This is a genomic window from Coleofasciculus sp. FACHB-542, assembly GCF_014695825.1.
In the GTDB taxonomy this organism is placed as follows: Bacteria; Cyanobacteriota; Cyanobacteriia; order Cyanobacteriales; family FACHB-T130; genus FACHB-T130.
The window spans coordinates 89,392-108,098 of sequence record NZ_JACJPB010000038.1 but is presented as its reverse complement, the minus strand read 5'-3'; the positions used below and the strand labels follow the sequence as shown (position 1 = coordinate 108,098).

General features: G+C 44.9%; 17 protein-coding genes. 10 read left to right on the top strand and 7 right to left on the bottom strand.

Annotated features, from left to right (window positions below; translation table 11 throughout):
• The first annotated feature begins 16 nt into the window (after positions 1–16).
• The 6 genes from acpS (at position 17) to H6F52_RS13805 (ending at position 4,923) form a co-directional block, all read left to right on the top strand.
• On the top strand, positions 17–409 hold the full coding sequence (gene acpS / locus H6F52_RS13830) for a holo-ACP synthase (RefSeq protein ID WP_190432734.1): 393 nt from the start codon (positions 17–19) through the stop codon (positions 407–409).
• Positions 410–599: 190 nt separating this feature from the next.
• The gene (gene pipX / locus H6F52_RS13825; RefSeq protein ID WP_190410751.1) at positions 600–869 is read left to right on the top strand and encodes a transcriptional coactivator PipX; all 270 of its coding nucleotides are present in this window, start codon (positions 600–602) and stop codon (positions 867–869) included.
• An 85-nt stretch (positions 870–954) separates the two neighbouring features.
• Positions 955–1,626, top strand: a complete 672-nt coding sequence (locus H6F52_RS13820) for a YggS family pyridoxal phosphate-dependent enzyme (RefSeq protein WP_190535538.1) — start codon at positions 955–957, stop codon at positions 1,624–1,626.
• A 197-nt stretch (positions 1,627–1,823) separates the two neighbouring features.
• On the top strand, positions 1,824–2,414 hold the full coding sequence (locus tag H6F52_RS13815; protein WP_190535537.1) for a cell division protein SepF: 591 nt from the start codon (positions 1,824–1,826) through the stop codon (positions 2,412–2,414).
• Positions 2,415–2,523: 109 nt separating this feature from the next.
• On the top strand, positions 2,524–3,336 hold the full coding sequence (gene proC, locus H6F52_RS13810; protein WP_190535534.1) for a pyrroline-5-carboxylate reductase: 813 nt from the start codon (positions 2,524–2,526) through the stop codon (positions 3,334–3,336).
• 60 nt (positions 3,337–3,396) lie between these two features.
• Entirely contained in the window at positions 3,397–4,923 is a 1,527-nt protein-coding gene (locus H6F52_RS13805) for a VanZ family protein (protein WP_190535530.1), read from the top strand.
• Positions 4,924–4,993: 70 nt separating this feature from the next.
• On the opposite strand, the gene plsY is transcribed toward H6F52_RS13805, so the two are convergent.
• The 4 genes from plsY to H6F52_RS13785 form a co-directional block, all read right to left on the bottom strand.
• On the bottom strand, positions 4,994–5,668 hold the full coding sequence (gene plsY / locus H6F52_RS13800) for a glycerol-3-phosphate 1-O-acyltransferase PlsY (RefSeq protein ID WP_190535527.1): 675 nt from the start codon (positions 5,666–5,668) through the stop codon (positions 4,994–4,996).
• A 36-nt stretch (positions 5,669–5,704) separates the two neighbouring features.
• A complete protein-coding gene (locus tag H6F52_RS13795) occupies positions 5,705–7,003 on the bottom strand; it encodes a DUF3086 domain-containing protein (RefSeq protein ID WP_190535524.1) in 1,299 nt (432 codons plus the stop codon).
• 66 nt (positions 7,004–7,069) lie between these two features.
• The gene (locus H6F52_RS13790; RefSeq protein ID WP_190410744.1) at positions 7,070–7,468 is read right to left on the bottom strand and encodes a DUF3119 family protein; all 399 of its coding nucleotides are present in this window, start codon (positions 7,466–7,468) and stop codon (positions 7,070–7,072) included.
• A 137-nt stretch (positions 7,469–7,605) separates the two neighbouring features.
• Positions 7,606–8,403, bottom strand: a complete 798-nt coding sequence (locus tag H6F52_RS13785) for an MlaE family lipid ABC transporter permease subunit (RefSeq protein ID WP_190535521.1) — start codon at positions 8,401–8,403, stop codon at positions 7,606–7,608.
• A 293-nt stretch (positions 8,404–8,696) separates the two neighbouring features.
• Between H6F52_RS13785 and H6F52_RS13780 the strand changes: the two genes are divergently transcribed.
• Positions 8,697–8,990 (top strand): hypothetical protein, encoded by a 294-nt coding sequence (locus H6F52_RS13780; RefSeq protein ID WP_190410742.1) that lies wholly within the window; start codon positions 8,697–8,699, stop codon positions 8,988–8,990.
• A 200-nt stretch (positions 8,991–9,190) separates the two neighbouring features.
• Here H6F52_RS13780 and glgA read toward each other — a convergent pair whose 3' ends face one another.
• Positions 9,191–10,663, bottom strand: a complete 1,473-nt coding sequence (gene glgA, locus H6F52_RS13775) for a glycogen synthase GlgA (protein ID WP_190535518.1) — start codon at positions 10,661–10,663, stop codon at positions 9,191–9,193.
• A gap of 261 nt (positions 10,664–10,924) precedes the next feature.
• Here glgA and H6F52_RS13770 point away from each other — a divergent pair, with 261 nt between their 5' ends.
• Together H6F52_RS13770 and H6F52_RS13765 are read left to right on the top strand one after the other, a co-directional pair.
• A complete protein-coding gene (locus H6F52_RS13770) occupies positions 10,925–11,488 on the top strand; it encodes a Uma2 family endonuclease (RefSeq protein ID WP_190535515.1) in 564 nt (187 codons plus the stop codon).
• Positions 11,489–11,664: 176 nt separating this feature from the next.
• Entirely contained in the window at positions 11,665–12,537 is an 873-nt protein-coding gene (locus H6F52_RS13765) for a hypothetical protein (protein WP_190535512.1), read from the top strand.
• A 308-nt stretch (positions 12,538–12,845) separates the two neighbouring features.
• Here H6F52_RS13765 and H6F52_RS13760 read toward each other — a convergent pair whose 3' ends face one another.
• Both H6F52_RS13760 and H6F52_RS13755 read right to left on the bottom strand, forming a co-directional pair.
• Entirely contained in the window at positions 12,846–14,768 is a 1,923-nt protein-coding gene (locus H6F52_RS13760; protein WP_190535509.1) for a plasmid segregation protein ParM domain-containing protein, read from the bottom strand.
• A gap of 138 nt (positions 14,769–14,906) precedes the next feature.
• Positions 14,907–15,806, bottom strand: coding sequence for a hypothetical protein (locus H6F52_RS13755; protein WP_190432743.1), 900 nt, complete (start codon positions 15,804–15,806; stop codon positions 14,907–14,909).
• A gap of 712 nt (positions 15,807–16,518) precedes the next feature.
• Between H6F52_RS13755 and dnaK the strand changes: the two genes are divergently transcribed.
• Positions 16,519–18,450 carry a molecular chaperone DnaK gene (dnaK, locus tag H6F52_RS13750; RefSeq protein ID WP_190535506.1) on the top strand — a complete coding sequence of 644 codons (1,932 nt, stop codon included), beginning with the start codon at positions 16,519–16,521 and terminating at the stop codon, positions 18,448–18,450.
• The last annotated feature ends 257 nt before the right edge of the window (positions 18,451–18,707 follow it).

Sequence of the window (18,707 nt, the reverse complement as noted above, 5' to 3'; positions counted from 1 at the left end):
AGTAACTAGCAACAGAATGATTCGGCTGGGAACGGATATTGTTTATATGCCTCGAATTAAAGCCGCTGTTGAACGCTTTGGCGATCGCTTCTTGCAGCGCGTCTATACTTTTGATGAACAACAAGATTGCGGCTACACTCAGGACGATATCAGTCGCCTCTCTATCAACCAGCTAGCAGGGCGCTGGGCGGCAAAAGAAGCCGTTGCTAAAGCACTGGGAACTGGATGGCGGGGAGTCAGCTACACCGATATTGAGATTCGACGTTTACCTACAGGTGCGCCGCAAGTATTTCTTCACCATTCAGCCGCCGCCCAGACAGCAGGGTGGGAAGATTGTCAGTGGCAGCTAAGCATCAGCCATGATGGCGATTATTCGGTAGCCACCGCCATCCTCGTTTGCTCACCCTGAAAAGTGTCGCCAATTCCCAAACATTCTCTCTGAGGTGCCCGAATACAAGCTATCATCTGCATAGTTTGAACTAGAGTGAAACATCTTGGGTTTCAACAGAGAGCGGCTGGCGCGAGTCGTACTGCCGCTTAAACTCTTCGACTTTTCCCAATCTCTCCCTTAGGGATGGGCATTCTTCGCGTGGATGTTAATGAGCAGCGAAACCTATTTAAATCACCCTACATTTGGCTTACTTTACAGAGTGTGTCTGCTTGAGGACAGCCAGGAACTATTTACGACCCTTTATGCCCAGCGTCTCTTCTTTTTGGTGAATACCAGTCCTACCGGCATCACGTTTGAACCGATTACCCGCAGCGATGGTCGCCTCATGGTGGAAAACCGTTTGCGGATGCTCCGTCGCAACGGTCAAATGGAGGAGTACACCCAACTTCAGGCTATTCATAAGCGAACATTTCAATAGGGGCAAGCAATTAAAAATTAAAAAATCCTTTTTAATGCAAGCATTTTTAATTTTTGCTTCCCTGTTTATTTTCAAGTGAAGTCAAATGACTGGAGCGATCGCCCAACGCCTTTCTGAAATTCGCCAGCAACTACCGGAATCTGTCCGCCTCATCGCCGTTACGAAACAGGTTTCCCCTGAAGCCATGCGCGAAGCTTATGCAGCGGGAGTAAGGGATTTCGGCGAAAGTCGCATCTCTGAAGCTGAACTTAAACAAGCGCAACTGCAAGATTTACCAGACATCACCTGGCACCTGATTGGACACCTTCAAAGTAATAAAGCTCGAAAAGCCCTAGAACAATTTCAGTGGATTCACTCGATAGATAGTTTAAAATTAGCCCAACGATTAAACGAACTGGCACTTGAGCTGTCGCGATCGCCCTTCATCTGCCTGCAAGTGAAACTACTGCAAGATCCCAACAAGTATGGGTGGGCAGTTCCTCAACTGCTTGCCGATTTACCAGCCCTGAATGAGTGCTACAATCTGCAAATTCAAGGTTTGATGACAATCCCGCCTTTCGATCTCAAGGCTTCTGAAATCCTGTCAGTTTTCGATAGAACTCGCAAACTAGCCGATGAAATCAGACAGCAAAACTGGTCAAATATTCAAATGCAGCAGCTATCAATGGGAATGTCAGGTGATTACCCGCTAGCAGTGCAATCTGGGGCAACAATGATACGTTTGGGGCGAATTCTTTTTGGAGAACGGGCATCCTGAAAAGCCCCACTATGCTTACAAATGTCAACATCTATTCCGAACAGATGAGTGGGGTAATGAAGAGGCATCGGATATTATATTGCCAGCACGACTATATGATTATTATTGTCGTTTCCTTAAACTAGGACTGCTGCCTCAAGGGTGCCCTGCGATCCCAGCCCCAAAGTCTAACCTTAAATCGTGATGGAGCGTGAACTGTGAATAATATTTTTTCTAAGCTACGAGATTTCGTGGGTCTCAATGAGCCAGCTCAATACGAGTATGACGAGTACGAAGAAGCCGAGGGAGAAGAGTACCAAAATCTCTATCAAGAACAGCATCCTCAACCGACGACAGCAGAAGAAGAACGTCGCCAGAGCCGTCGGGCGCGGACAAACACACCTGTTGCAAGAGAAATAGAAATGGGGACAACAATGAATAATGTAATTGGGATGCCCGGTTCGGTGAATGGAATTTCGGAAGTGATTGTGATGGAGCCACGTTCTTTTGAAGAAATGCCCCAAGCGATTCAAGCTTTGCGCGAGCGGAAGTCAGTCGTGTTAAACCTGACAATTATGGACCCAGATCAGGCGCAACGAGCTGTAGACTTTGTGGCTGGTGGCACTTATGCGATCGATGGGCACCAAGAGCGGATCGGCGAAAGTATCTTTCTGTTTACACCGAGTTGTGTTCAAGTCAGTACCCAGACTGGCGTGGTTCACGAAGTGCCTCAACCACAAGTCCGGATTCCCCGTCCCGCTGCTCCTTCCCCAGCTTGGTCAAACGAACCGACCCGGATGGCGCAGTAAAATTTCTGAGTCGAGACGCTTGTTAGCGGTCAATGGTCAGTCGTAACGGCTAAAAACAACTGACCGCCAACAACTGACTTTTCATGCTGATAGGGATTGGGGGACGAGGTTGGCTACTAAATTCGGCATGATTGGTGGCGGGGTAATGGGAGAAGCTCTGTTATCCCGCCTGCTGCAAAAACAGCTTTATGCCACAGAAGAAGTCTTGGTAAGCGAGCCGCAAAGAGAGCGGCGAGACTTTTTGGCACAGCAGTACGGCATCCAGGTGACGGCAGAGAATCGGGCGGTGGCGGCGGCAAAGGATGTGCTGTTACTGGCGATTAAACCTCAAGTGTTTGCAGCGGTGGCGGCAGACTTGGAGAAAGAAATTTCTGCCCAAGCGTCGCCGCCAGTAGTGATTTCGATTATGGCGGGTGTTTCTTTGAGTCAACTGGAAGCAGCTTTTCCCCAGGCTCCAGCGATTCGGGCGATGCCGAATACTCCGGCGACGGTAGGGGCAGGAATGAGTGCGATCGCGCTGGGTCAGTACGCCACCCAGCAGCATCTAGAACAAGCAAAGGCGATCTTCCAGGCGGTGGGAGAGGTCGTTGAAGTGCCAGAATCTTTAATGGATGCGGTGACAGGGCTTTCGGGTTCGGGTCCCGCTTATGTGGCGCTGATGGTGGAAGCACTCGCAGATGGTGGGGTAGCGGCTGGATTGCCAAGAGCGATCGCGTCTTCGTTAGCCCTGCAAACCGTCTTGGGGACTGCCCAGCTGTTGCACGAATCGGGAATGCATCCCGCTCAACTAAAAGACCGCGTGACTAGCCCTGGAGGTACAACTATTGCTGGGATTGCCCAGTTAGAAAGGGCTGGTTTCCGCTCGGCTTTGATTGAGGCAGTGGTGGCGGCTTCTCGGCGCTCTCAGGAGCTTGGTCGTTAATGCATCGCTGAATACTCTTTTCCGGCTACCAAAAGTAAAATGATTTGTTAAAAATCCTTTATGCGGCAAAAATGGGCAAATAAAGTCTTTATTTTTAGCCTTTTGCTGATACTGGTCGTTACACTTTTTCCTTACGATTTTGCCTTTAAAGAGAATGCTAGTAAAATAAATTATCGCTTTCTCACTTCAGAATTTTTTAAGTTAAGAAATTTTTACGACTTAATTACTAACGTTTTATTATTCTCCCCCTTTGGTTTCGTCTTTTCCTGCTTGATGCAGCAAAAAAGATTCTTAGGGAGAAAGACACTTGTTTTCATCTTATTAACTTCTTTTTGTTTAAGTTTTACAATTGAAATTTTACAGCTATTTATTCCTTCTCGAAGTTCCTCTTTTGTCGATATTGGTGCTAGTATTTTAGGTGCTTTTATCGGGTTTTTAAGCTTTCGTTTAGGGGGAGATAAAATCTTAGGAGCAGCTTTAAATCTTCTTAGAAGTAGTAATAGTTTTCTTTCGATCAAAAAGTTAACGACTGCTTTTATTGGATATATTATATTGATTTTTCTAGCAACGCTCCTTTGGCAAAGTTCTGGAAGTCTCAGTAATTGGAATCACACTTTCCCCCTGAGTCTTGGCAACGAGCCAACCGGAAATAGACCTTGGAAAGGATATATTTCAGAGCTATACGTCGCGAATAAAGCAGTTTCAGATCAAGAAGCAGAATCCGCTTTTTCCTCAGAAATTCTATTTTCTGCAATCAAAAAAGACCTAGTAGCGGTATATCAATTGACTGGTACAGGTAGTTACCCCGATTTAACTGGGCACCTTCCAGATTTATCTTGGCGAGAAAATTCCCCAACTACTCAGGATCAAAGGGGTGCTTCTCTCGATTCCAATCATTGGCTAGAGACAAAAAGCTCTGTAGCTTTAATGACCCAAAAGATTGCTGAAACTTCTCAGTTTACAATAGGTGCCGTTGTCGCTACTGCTGACACAATGCAAGCTGGCCCTGCTCGAATTATTTCCCTTTCAGCAGATGATGAAAACCGCAATTTTACCCTTGGGCAAAAGGGAGCGGATTTGGTGTTTCGAGTGCGAACTCCAGTCACCGGAAAAAATGCAACAAACTATCAACTAGCTGTTCCAAATGTTTTTGGTGACACCAAGAATCATCAGATACTTCTTACCTATGAAGGGTCAATTCTTAAAATTTATATAGATGGATTGAAACAACCTTATTCACTGAAACTGGTTCCGGAGGTGATGATTTTTCAGTTATTACCTTTTGATGCTAATAGTATTAATCTAGAAATCTACAAAATTTTCTATTATGGATTGATTTTTATCCCTATTGGCTTCTTTCTAGCACTCATTAGTGCAAGAGCCAGGGGAAAACTTATTTTTTATGCTGTATTGCTTTTTGGAGGAATTTTATTCCCATCTTTAATATTAGAAGTCATATTAGCGATTGGAACCCAGAGAGCAATTAGGCTGGATAATCTACTATTTAGCATGGCACTAGCTGTTAGCACCATGCTGATAGTGAAAAGGTGGGCTAACTCTTGGTTACGCAGGGAGATAACAGCATAAAAACGAGTAAAGATGCGAAATGACGTTTAGTATCACAACACCTAAGCATCTCTATAAGTTAGGAAATAAGTTAGGAACTTTGTTCGGGTTCTGTTGATAATTTTTGACCGATTTGGGGTTCGGTACCGGCAAGTAAACGCTCAATATTGCTGCGGTGTCGCCAGATGACGTAGATACCGCCAGCGATCGCAAAGATTAGATAAGGTAACGGCTGTTTGAAAATCAACATCCAAACCGAAACCGCGATCGCACCCGCAATGGAACCGAGGGAAACAATTCGGGAAAAGGCAATAACTGTGCCAAACACCGCTGCTGTTCCCAACGCCACAGGTAAGGACATGGCAAATAAAACGCCCAGGCTCGTGGCAACTGATTTCCCGCCCGTGAAGTTCAGCCAGACAGATTTACTATGACCGATGCTGGCAGCGAATCCGGTGCCAGCGACTAACCAAGATTCCCAGGTGACAGGCAGGACAGACGTTGGCGCAAAAGTTGGCGCGAAGGCATAGAAGGCGTAAACCAAAGCGATCGCGCCGACTCCTTTAAATAGATCGATCAGTAACACCGCGATGGCTGGCCCTTTTCCCAGGTTTCTGAGAACATTGGTGGCACCCGTAGAACCAGATCCCTGCTCTCGAATATCAATCCCTTTGAGCCAGCGTCCTGCCAAATAACCTGTAGGAATCGAGCCTAAGAGATAGGCTGCGATTAACAATGCCCCACTTAAAGCCAGCTGTAGACCCATCTAACGCCTCTTGCTTGTAGCTCAATTCGTCTGTCGCTAATATCTCATATCAGCGGACATCTGCTGAGGATCGGGTGCAAAAGCTAACCACAGAGGAAATTGCAGCAGCGACAGATTAATCTGATCTTCTGTCTCATCAATGATAATTAGCGGCATCTGGCGTTCCTTAACTAAACGCTCTGCCTTTTGCACAACCGCTTCTGGGGATTCAAACAAAACGATTCCCTGTTCTGGACCAAAATCAGAGCGGGAAATGCCCAGACAGTCTTGCAAACCCCGTCGCCATTCTCCCAATCGTTCTGGGGAGTTGGCGAGGATCAGGGCGCGAACGCGATCGCCATACAGCGTGCTTAATACCGAGATGACGGAAGAAGCAATCAGGATATTTTGCAGGCGACTGCCCATTGTCCGCAAAGCGCCTCTTCCTCCTTGCGTGAAAAACCAGTTCGCAACTCGCTCCGCATGAACCGGCTCAAAGGTACGACGCAATTGCCAGGGCGGGCCATAATAGTCAGGTCGCGTCCGGTACTGGTCTAAAATACTGCGAATTTGTTTTGCAGTTGATTGAAAGCTCTGTTCTGTAAATTTGGGGTTTACAGGCGATGCAGCCTTCGACTCTTCCACGACTGGAACTGCCTTCGGGGGTTCTGGTTCCTTCTGGAGTTGCAATTCTTCTGCCGCTACTACCAAATCTTGTAAGCTACCGACCAGATAATCTTTAAAGCCTTGCACCCGAATGGCTAATTCTTGGGAGGTGCCAGCAAAGGTTCTTCGCATTTCCTCTCGGATGCGTTCCCGTCGTCGTTCCAGTTGTTCAACGGAAATTTGTAGTGTTTGTCTGCGTTGTTCCAGATCGTTCAAAGACTCCTGCACCAGACGGTTTAACGCCGCTTGGGTTTGAGCCAGCTGGTCTTGCAGGACTTTATTATGAGAAGCTTGCAGGGCGGCAATTTCCTGAATTAATGCCTCTTCCTGCTGTTGTAAATCAGCCACCCGTTGCTCTAAAACAGAGACGGAATTTTCCATCGCTACTGTTATATTTGGCTCCTCAGCATTATCTGATTCCTCAACAACGGCGACTACAGTTATATCTGGCTCCTCAGGCTCCTCAGAATTATCTGATTCCTCAACAACGGCGGCAATTTCCGCTTCTGAATCATCAAATGCCTCCACAACAGCGGCAATTTGTAATGCTATAAGATTGTCTGAGGCTGGATCCGCAGTTACAGTTTCCTCTTCTGGCGCTTCTAAATTGTCCGATGCTTCAACAACTGGCTGTTGCTTTTGTTCTTGCTCTTGTTCTTGTTCTTGGGTTTGAGGTTCGTCTGAATTCATCTAACAATTAACACTTAACAACTAACAATTAACTACTCATCTGTAAGGACGCGCATCTGTGTATCCCTACGCACTTGCTTTTGGACAGCGTTGTTCCAAGCAAGTTTTTAGCATTTTGGGATCGAAGAGAACCGGCAAAAAGTGAATGCTTTTAACTTCTTTGAAGTAAAACAGAATCGGCACTGGAGTCCAGAATATCTGCCAATTTTGCCATTCTTGGTAGGGAAAACGCCGAATTAAGGTTTGGGAACGATAAACATCTAATGCTGTTTCGGTGAATTGCAGGCGAATCGTTGCCGCCTGAAACAGCAAGAACAAACCAAATGCAGCGATCGCTAAACTCACCCAAGGTTGAACGAATAACAGCCCAATCGAAGCCGCTACTAACACCAAAGGAATTGCGTAGCTGGGTGCCAGTTCAACAGTTTGTGAAGGTAAAGAAGATGTAGTAGTAGTCACAGGCATAAACCCGATATTGTAAACTATCGTACTAGACCTACCCACTTTCTTAGCGTTCAAGCTGAAGTGGGGCGGCAGTTCAAATCCTGATTCGAGATTCAAGCTCAGGATTGCAACTTTATTTATTTTAAAGGTTTTCCGCCTCAGACCCCTTTAAGTACGGCACTGCCCGTTCCCTGAAACATCAACCACGATAAGAAAAAGTTAGAAATAAAGATAGCTAACAAAGCTGTGACGACTGCTGTGGTGGTCGATTGTCCAACACCTTTTGCTCCCCCAGTGGTTGTTAAGCCCCAACTGCAACCAATTACGGCAATCAGCGCCCCAAAGAAAAATGCCTTAATTAAGGCACTACACAAATCCCAGACTTGCAGGAAATTCCGGGCAGACTCTAAAAATACATTTGGGGCAATTCCGTAGAGATTTCTGGCAATGAGCAATCCCCCTGCCATGCCAGTGAGGATAGACAAAATGGTTAAAACTGGCAGCATTAAGCAGCAGGCGATCGCGCGGGGAATCACTAGGTAATCAATCGGGTCGGTTTTCAGCATATAGAGGGCGTCGATTTGCTCGGTGACGCGCATCGTGCCAATTTCAGCGGCAAACGCCGAACCGACTCGTCCTGCCAAAATCACGGCAGTCAGGACGGGGCCAAGTTCCCGGCATAAGGAAAGCGCTAACACTCCGCCCACAGCACTGCCCGCACCCAAGTTGACAAATTCTCGCGCCACCTGAATGGTGAATACCATGCCGACAAAACCGGCAGTGACTAGAGCAATTAACAGCGATTCTGGGCCAACCATTGCCATTTGATCGAGGGTGTTGCGCCGATGGATTTTTCTTGTCAGAAGGTGAACGACCACCTGCCCACCCAGCAAAATCGCCGCCAGCAACCGCTGACCCCATAACTCTAAGCTGGAACTGGAAGGAGTCTCGCTCAAGGATGTCCTGCTGACTCAACGACTTTGTAAAGCATAGCTGATGAGTGGCGACGACCTACAAGAATCTCTTTTGTACTGTTCGCACGGCTGTGGCTCAGCACTCTGGGCGCGGGGCTGGGGAATCTCTGGGAGATTCCTGAGATATATTTACGGACTTTAAACAAGATTTTTAAGGTTTATTTAAGATTTCTGACAGATCGGGATAGTGACAGCGATCGCTTCTATCGTATATAGAAGTTGAAAGTATCGTTCCCAATTCACCCGCTCGGCAGTTCATTCGCACTTACGGTTTCATGAACATTTTGCCTAACTATTTCCGTTCCCTACTCTTGACGAGTTTTCTTAGCTTCACCGCCCCGATTCTGCTGTTCGCTAGTGTGTTGGCAAGTCTGTCCATACTAGGTTACATTCCTCTCCTTGAAGCAGTCAGTCAGTGCGGCAGAGCGGTAATTTTAGAGTTTCTTACCGTCTTCGGCAGCGGATGTTCCATTGAAGGTCTCCTGGTAATCGGTTTTACCTGTAGTGTTGCTGGAGCCATGTTTGACACCTACGCCTTTTATCGTTACCAAAATTTACGTGGAAATTAATCTTTCGCGATCGCTTTCGTCGTTGCCAAATCCCCAACCATCAACAAGCGTTCTGTTGCGCGATCGCAGTTCTGACAGAATTTGTTAGAGAATGCCGTCTCTACCCAAAGTCTCTACCCAAGTTAGGTAATTGTGCCCCCAAAAGCGAGGCACAACCACAAAAGACTTACTTTACAGATTCCACCGATCGCAATTTCGCTTCATTTGTGTCGGATCTGGTCGTAAATCTTCAAATATTCCGCCCCTGGATCTTTCCACGAGTAGTCATACTCCATACCCTGGAGCGCAAGCTGACAAAACTCTTCGGGATGGTTGTACCACAGCTTAAAAGCACGCTCCATTGCTGATTCAAACGCAGGCTCATCACTGTGCTCGAACACAAAACCATTCCGTTTTTCCGGGGGCTTTGTTTGGTCGTAGTCTCGGTCAAACACAGTATTCACCAGTCCACCAACTGCCCGCACGACTGGCACCGTGCCGTACTTTAAGCCAATCATCTGAGTCAGTCCGCACGGTTCGTAGTTGCTAGGGACAATAATCATATCCGCCCCGGCATAGATCAAGTGGGATAACTCTTCATTAAAGCCAAGTTCTAGATGAACGTCAGGATTCTCATTCAAAAAGGCTTTTTCGTGCTGGAAATGGGTATTGATTCCCGGTTCCGTTGCCGAACCCAACAACACAAATTGCGCCCCATTGTTGAGTGCGTAGTAGATCGCATGATGGACAAGATGGACGCCTTTTTGAGCGTCTAAGCGACCGATGTAGGCAACGATGGGTTTATCAACGTCGCGGAGCAAAAGTCTCTCCCGGAGGGCTTTTTTAGTCTCGGCTTTCCCTTCTAGATTCTCTTTGCTGTAATGAGCGGGTATATAGCGATCGCTGTTGGGATTCCAAAAATCAGGATCAATACCGTTGAGTACCCCAGTGAATTTATCCTGGTGCAGATGTAAAGTATGACCTAAACCAGAGCCGATCTCGGTGCAGCGGGCTTCCCAAGCATGATGGGGCGAAACGGTCGTCACAGCGTTGGCATAAACAATCCCCCCTTTCATGAAGTTCAAGGCAAAAGGGTTGAAGTTATCTTGCAGGCGATCGTAAGTGAAGTAGTAAGGTTCGTTATTCAGCCCGGTTGCCCACAGGGTCTCTTTCCCGCCCATCCCTTGGTGTTTGAAATTGTGAATGGTGTAGCAAACCCGTTGAAGACCCATCTCATACTTGTAATTCTCGAAGAGCATGACTGGAATTAAGCCGGTCTGCCAGTCATGGCAATGAATGATATCGGGTCGCTTGTTGCTTTGGAGGAGAAATTCTAAAGCGGCTTTGCTGAAGAACGCAAACCGCATATTGTCATCGTTGCACCCGTAATAACAGCCCCGATTGAAGAAATTATCTTCAGAGTGGGGTTCGATAAAGAAACACACCCGCCCGTGTACCCAACCGCAATAAACAGAACAGTGGACTTTACCGCCATACCAGGGTACCCACAAATCGCGGTAAGCATCGTGGAGTCCCCAGATGTGGTCGTACCGCATGCAATCGTACTTAGGCAAAATCAGCTCGACGCAATTTCCCTGATTTTCTAACTCCCGACTCAGCCCGTAAACGACATCTCCCAAACCACCAGCTTTGATGACCGGAGCGCATTCAGAGGCAATTTGTACGATGTACATCCTTACTCCTCCTGAGATAGAAATCTATTTTCTTAATTTCACAAAAGTATATATACACCTCAGCAATAGCGACCCCGCCATTCGGTATAAACAATAAAACTGTTATGGGAAGATAAGCGAGCGCTTAGCATATCCGTTCTTAATGGCTTTTCGCGCCTTTCCTTACTAGCCGGACATCGTTGTTTGATTCCGGCTTCCTTCACTGGATGCGACCCGTAGAATAGACAAAGCTCGTCCGAGTTCTTTTGGAGGCGATCGCAAATGATACAGACACCATCCAAACCCTTGACATTGGAAGAGTTTCTGAAGCTACCAGAAACCAAACCCGCCAGTGAATACATTGATGGACAAATTATTCAAAAGCCAATGCCGCAGGGGAAACACAGCATAATTCAGGCAGAACTACCCACGGTTATCAACACAGTTGTTAAGCCTCAGCGTATTGCAAGAGCTTTTTCAGAACTGCGATGTACTTTTGGCGGACGTTCAATTGTCCCTCATGTCTCAGTGTTTACCTGGGATAAAATTCCCCGCGATGAGAATGGCGAAGTTGCTAACGTTTTCCAATCGGCTCCTGATTGGGTAATTGAAATCTTATCGCCCGACCAAAGCCAAACGAAAGTTACAAAGAATATTCTGCATTGCCTAAAATATGCAACTCAAATGGGTTGGTTGCTCGATCCAAAAGAGCAAACGGTATTTGTTTATCTTCCAAATCAGCTTTTAGAAGTATTTGATGAACCAGAACAGCAACTTCCCGTGCCATCTTTTGCTAGTGAGCTGCGACTTACAGTAAGGGAGTTGTTTGGTTGGCTGTTGGAGTAACCTAAATTAATTAGCGATCGCTTCTTGGTCTGTTTGAGTTAGGCGATCGCTTTCAATATGTTTATCCAGGAAAATCTCTAGCTTTCTTCTACCGATGTGGAAGAAAGATGGTTGTAATAAGAAATTTATTGTAATACAATATAATACACAAAGCTTTAATGGAATTATAGTTAGTTATGGATAGTAACCAAGTTAGAGATTTTGCTGAGCGTTTTAAAAAGTTTTATTACTACAGAGCTTTGCTTTGTGAAAAGTTAATTAACAGTGAGGTAGTCATAAGAGGACATATGCTAGAGCTGTCTCCTCCAGAGTTTAACCCTTTTCAAAATCTTTCTGTTGAAGCCTACGTGGTAGGGTTTGCCGCTCTCGATGGTTTATCGTCTGTATGGCAGGCACTCAGCACACCAACAACAACAAAAATCGGCAACCAACAAAGATTTGTCTCTTTTTTGCTGAATGTAAAGGTAGAGAAGTATTTAGATCGTGTGAGTACCCCTTTCCTAAATTACTTTTTGAAAAAAGATAAAATTGAGGAACCTTTCACGCAAGAGATTCAAAATCAATGGGTCAATAACAGAAAGCAGAATGAATCCCATAGAGTTTACTGCGATCCTACAATTGATCAACTTAAGGATTTATATATAAACTGCCACAAACACAACACTATTCCTCCCGAACAAATCATCAAGGATATAGACGCTGTGCTTACCAAGTTTACATATGCCGCGCTTATATATAAATACTATCGATGCCCATTTGTTCATGAATTCCGCGCCTCTCAATATGCTGCTTGTTTTAACCAAGGACAACACATCTCTGTCAGAGAGTTTTTCTCGGACATATCACCATCTGGAAAAGTGATACCTCGTGATAAGGTTAAACCTCAGTTAGATGTTGGTATTGGTGTCTTAACAGAAAGTATTAAGAAAGGTGCAGATATTGTCTATGACCTGATAATAGAAAAACAAGTGACAGATATTCCCTACGGATCTAGTGATGAAATTGAGATAGCAAAAAAAGTTAAGAGGTCGAAGGACGAGCGCCGTTAGCATATTCATTGCCAAAAACATACTCATCTTTCGCATAAGATACGTTAGATCCACGTAACGATATCGAATGGAATAAATCCCTCAATCATTCATAGAATGAAATGACTTAAATGGTGTTGTTGAAATTCCCAAAACATGACTTATCTCCTTAATAAAATAGTCTCCCTTATCAATCCATATTTAAATATTAAATACCTTCTAATTCCTCTAACTGTCAGAAATGAGGCAAGAGTAATTAGCCTGAATGAGTAGCGCGATCGCTCTCACCCAACCTAATTATAAGCAGCGAGTAAAGAGCGATCGCATCCTTACTGAATGAGAATTACTGCCTCTTCTGCCTTGGTATTTAGCGCTTTTTTCAATTCTTGCCCAACTTTCCCAATCAGTTCGTCAAAAGCTTCCTGATTCTCTGTTAGTTGTTGTCTAAAAACCTTCTCTAACTCAGGTTTCATTTGCTCGCAGGTAGAGTCGATCTTGCTATCGCTCAAAAGAAGAGAACGAGTCCAACTCGGAACATCTACCTTTGTCTTAATTGCTTCTTGGGTTTTGCTGCGGGTGATCTCTACTCCTGCGGCAAGAACTGAGGCACCATAGATTAGCACGATGGGCCAAGTTAAATGTCCGGTTAAAATTAGAGCGATGATGCTACCGACAGTCCCTCCACCAATCACCACGTTGACGATAAATCCTACCGTTTCGGCAAGAATAGTGTCTCCAATCGATAGGTCTGGACTAACCACATCAGGGTCGATACTTTCCTCAAACCTTAAGCTACTTCTGGGTATCTGAAACTTTTGACAAATGGGGTCGGTTTCTTCGGCTAATTCGGGTTGGATCTTGCTGTTAAACCAAGTGGCACATTGAGTATTGACAATTTGCCGAGCGCCAGAGCTTTCAATCCACTGCTCGGCCTGCTTTTTCATAGACTCTTCCAAATCAGCCAAAGTGCGTATTTTGTTGTTTTGCCAGTTTTTTAAACTTGGTTGAATTGTGCTTTCAATCAGCCCCTCTGATAGTGGCTTAGCCAGCAATTCGATTAACTCTGGAATATGTTTTTTGACCAGATCTTTTAACTTTTTTGAGTCAAATAGTGTATTGACCTCTTCTTTAAAGGCAGCAGCACGCAGATCCCATCTTCCTACCCGCGCTAAACCCAAGGCAATGCATCGTTCGGGTTCTGGATCGGGGCGAACTTGAGTGTCCGGTTCTGGGAAGATTTCCTCGCAAATCTGGCGCGTAAATTTCATCCGGGATGCACCCCCAGTCATCAGCAAAAGTTGCGGTATAAAACCTTGCTTATCGAGCCTTTCTTTCGCCTCGTTCACTGATTCCCGGAACGAATGAAGCCAACTCTTGCCGCCCAATTCTGGCAAAGGTTGGTTCAAGATTTCATCCATAACCCCTTTATTAACTTGAGGCACAAAGTAAATCTGTTCGTTGATCGACTCAAAGCCGCGTGCAAAAGATTGTGGATTGCTGTATACCTGTTCGTTAGAAAAGTAATCTTCCTTCGCTTTGCGGCAAGCAAGTTCGCAACGCGCTTGGTGATGAGGATATGCCTCAAATACTCGTTCGAGTAGTGCTTTTTCCTCGTGGTTAGCGAGAGTCTGGGCAAAAATTGCTTTATCGATTAGAGAAGCTCCCAGAGCATTACTTCCGAAATCTATCGGGATTTCGTGCAAACTTTTAACCAGAGTAAAATCCGTCGTTGAAGAGCCAATATCAACAATTAGCACCGACGATTTAAGTTTGTCATAAGAAAGCTTCCCGGCTTCCTTAGCTTGCATGAAAGCCGCCCGCGACTCTGGGACAACACTCACTAAGGGAATCCCCGATTCCTTCAGTAACTTTTGGTATTCTTCTCGTTCGTCCACAGACCATCCTGAAGGGCAACCAACATAAAATTGGCTAGTTTCTCCACCTTCAATCTGTTTGCTTTCTTTCAAAAGACGATAGTAAGTTTCTAGAAACTTGCTAATTGTTTCCCGATAAGTTGGGTCGGTATTTGGTTTTTGTTTGAAAGCAATTTTGAGCTGAGTAACGCCAGCTTGGATTAATGCTTGTTCTCCAATTAGATAACCGATATCGGGATGCCAAGCTAGTGCTGTGATTTGAACTTTTTTATTATTAACTTCAAGCATCCCTGGCGGCTCGATGCTCTCCACTCTCGCCTGAGCGACAGCGGTTTCACCGTGCCCCAGATCGAATCCGATAGTTTCTAAAACTTCCATTTTTATACTTTCCGCTAATCAACCATGTAAATGAGAGTTTTGATCCCCCCAACCCCCCTTGAAAAAGGGGGCTAAGAAAAAAGGGAAATACTATCTAAATGAAGATGCGACTACAAACAGCCACGATGACAAGACATCTTACTCCCTAGCCTCGGAGTATGCTGGCTCAATAACTCGACCGCGTCGGAGCAGGCGATCGCCTTTAAACAAAGCGGGAGTTATCGTTACAGACTCTTTCGCGGCAGGATCGATACTTGGCTCGAAATCAAAATACTCGCGATGCGTATCGTTCCCTTGGTAAATCTGAACCCGAATTCCCTGCTCCATTAAAATCTGTGGCAGCAATTTGGTGAGTTGAAGTGACATCTGGGGTTTCTCTAGAATTGACGCACCCATGAGTCTCTGAAGCAGATTCAACAGTTCTGGTAGCTCTTCTATTCCACTAGCATCCAGCGGTTTTTTTACTTCCTGAGTCCGGGCGACTGCCAAATCAATGGTGTTCAGGGCATCGGTCAGGTTGTCTAGAAAGACTTGGCTATCGACCCGGACGATCGGCTGGGGCGCTTCTACAGGTTGAAGAGAAACTGAACGATTGGCGCGATCGCGTTTATCGATTTGGAACACCACTTCTAGTCCAACCAGCAGAGACACCAGCAAGATATCCATCCAAGCTCCTGGTGCATCTGAAGCCAAGGAGAATAGAGAATCTAAAATGCCTATGCAGATGAGCCCCTGTAGCACTTTCAGGATTATGGTTTTGGGAGAAACCTTTCTGGCTGGGTTAGCACTCTGCTGAGGCTCTGGCTCCGAAATCGCCTCATTAGCAGCGGTAAGAGTCCCCAAGGACTGCCGCAAAGTGTCCAGGAATAAAGAAGCCAGACGTACCTGAGCGACGCTTAACTCGCCAACATAACTGCTCTGAATATTATCGAGTCGCTTTTGAACCAGCTTAACGACCTGCTCCGGGCTAGTTGCCTTATCAATCTCTGTCTGAACTTCGCTGCGTTCTTTGGTAAAAAGTGTATATAGTGTTTTCATCGCAAATTAAGACTTCAGCGTTGCTAAAATATTGAACAATCGGTTATTTTACTAAAATTTTATATGAATACTGAAGCTAGTTTTACAAATTGATTTTTATGTTTTTTTTAGGTCTAGGAAGCCGAGCCGTATTTTATTGAAAAGGTCATTTGTTAAATTTATTTAAATGGTGACAAAGTTAATTTAAAACTTTCTGCCTACCTTGATACTTTATCTATAAAAACTCGGTAAGGGATACTGCTATTTTTTAGCCGGCAGAATTTCTGATAAGAGCTTCCTGTATGGTACTTATCTATAAAGATAACTTTTCCGGCTGATTCCAACTTCTACCCTAAGGAACAGCGCGATCGCTAGTGGATTATCAATGGCATTCTAGCGATCGCGCTCAGGAGAATTGGAGCAGAAGCAGCAGAGCGATCGTCTTGATATAGATAACGTTGGGCAAAATTAGTTAACTAAACTAAGCTTTACTGTTAAACTACCTGCTAAATATTTTTATTTTGGCTGGAATTGCGAGGCAGAGTTTCGATTGCATACTTCTTGGGTAAAAGTTAGCAGACTGATGAGAATGCTAAGTTCTACTTTAGAGCGAAACTAATAAAAAAGAATTCCCTCTAAGGTACGGAAATGAGAACTTGTCTTGGAGGTATAACCGAACCTACTATTTTTTAAACCGCTGTTAAGCTCAAGCCACCTTTAGACATTGAGCATCATGGGAAAGGTAGCTGGAATTAGTTTAGGTGCGACAAATTCTTGTATTGCAGTGATGGATGGTCAGCAACCCATCGTCATCACCAACGCTGAAGGATTCCGCCTCACTCCTTGTGTTGTAGCTTACACTAAGAACGGGGACAAATTGGTTGGTGGGATTGCCAAACGTAACGCACTGATGCAGCCAGAAAACAGCTTTTACGCTGTTAAACGCTTCATTGGACGCAAATACGATGAAGTTATCGACGCAGCAGATAAAGTTTCTTATCAAGTTCTACCCGATAGCAATGGCGGCATTAAAATCAACTGTCATCGTATAGGCAAAGAATTTACCCCTGAAGAAGTTTCTGCCCAAATTCTGCGTAAACTTGTCGATGATGCCAGCAAATATTTAGGGGAAGAAGTAACTCAAGCGGTTATTACTGTTCCTGCCTACTTCAACGATTTTCAACGTCAAGCCACCAAAGAGGCTGGCAAATTAGCGAATTTAGAAATCCTCCGCGTCATCAACGAACCGACTGCTGCTTGCCTTGCCTACGAACTAGATAAGAAAAATAACGAAACTATCCTCGTCTTTGACTTAGGCGGTAGCACGTTAGATATTAGCATTCTGGAAGTAGGTGATGGTGTATTTGAAGTTTTGGCTAGCAGTAGCGACCCCGATCTTGGTGGTGACAACTTCGACCAAAAAATTATCGATTGGCTGACTAACCAATTTCAAAGTCAAGAATGTCTGGACTTACGCCAAAATATACAGGTTTCCCAGCGGCTTACAGAAGCAGCCGAAAAAGCAAAAATAGAGCTTTCCCTCGGAACGCAAACAGAAGTTGACCTACCCTTTATTACAGCCACCCCGGATGGGCCAAAACATCTCAACGCTACCCTTACTAGAGCTGAATTTGAAGAAATGTGTTCTGAGCTTTTAGCTCGCTGTCGCCTTAACATCGAACAAGTAATTAAACAGGCGAAACTAAGCCTTAGTGATATTAATGTTGTTGTCCTGGTTGGTGGTTCTAGCTGCATTCCGGCTGTCCAAGACTTAGTGCAGCAGTTGACGGATAAAGAACCCTTGCAAAGCATTAACCCGGACGAGGCTGTAGCAATTGGGGCTGCTATTCAGGGGAAAATAGCCAGAAGAGACAATTCCATTTATTGCATGAGGGATGTCACTCCTTTATCTTTGGGAATCGAAACTATAGAGGGTACTATGACAAAAATTATCTCCCGTCATAGTAATATTCTTGTCATCAAATCTCAAAAGTTTTATACTGCAACTTATGGGCAAACCAGTGTAGAAATAAATATTTTAAGGGGTGAACGAGAATTCGCTAAAGATAACCAGAGTTTGGGGATTCTTCGATTAGATGGGCTTTCTTTGGAAAGAACAGAAATTCAAGTAACTTTCGACATTGATGCTAATGGTATTCTGAATGTTTATGCCAAAGAAATAAGCACGGGGCAAGAGAAATCAATTAGCATTATCGGCGCTTCCACTATCCCTGCACCTGAAGTGGAGAGTATGGTGAGAGATGCAGAACGCAATGCTGAAGCCGATCGCATACTTCGCCAAAAGATTGACATGGCGAACTTGATAGAAGCTCGTAAAAATGAGGGACAAAAACTTAAAAGTTACTCTTTGAAACTAACCTCCAACGATAACTCAGATTTCAAGACTGGAGATTTTACCAAGATGAATGATGCTTATCGGGTTCTTTTTAATTTGACGAATAACTTGGTAGAGCAAGTGCTTGCCGCCCAGAAAAGGCAAATCGAAGGACTATTAAAGAATTTGGAGAAAGCGATCGCTCAAGGGAATTATGATGAGATCAAGTCGCTTGGTAATGAATTGCAACAACTCATGATGCAGATAGGTGATGCTGCTTCGCCAAGAGCGATCGCGACTATTGACGATGAATTCTACGAAGTGATTTGAGCTGCGAAGGGTAGATATTCTACCCTTCGTCAGAGCGATCGCATCTTAATATCGCTTTCTTTTTGTGATGTTACACATCAGATTCCTCAACCCCCGCTCAATGGCGGCAGTAAACGGCTTTGTTGTAGCCAGATGAACTAGTATTCTCTTTCCTCCCTTAGCTGAGCAACTGGAAATTTTAGAGCCAGGATTTTATCTGCCAGATCGTTTCAAAGTTGGAAGATTCCGTGTTATTTGAGACGCAGACTTTTGATTTT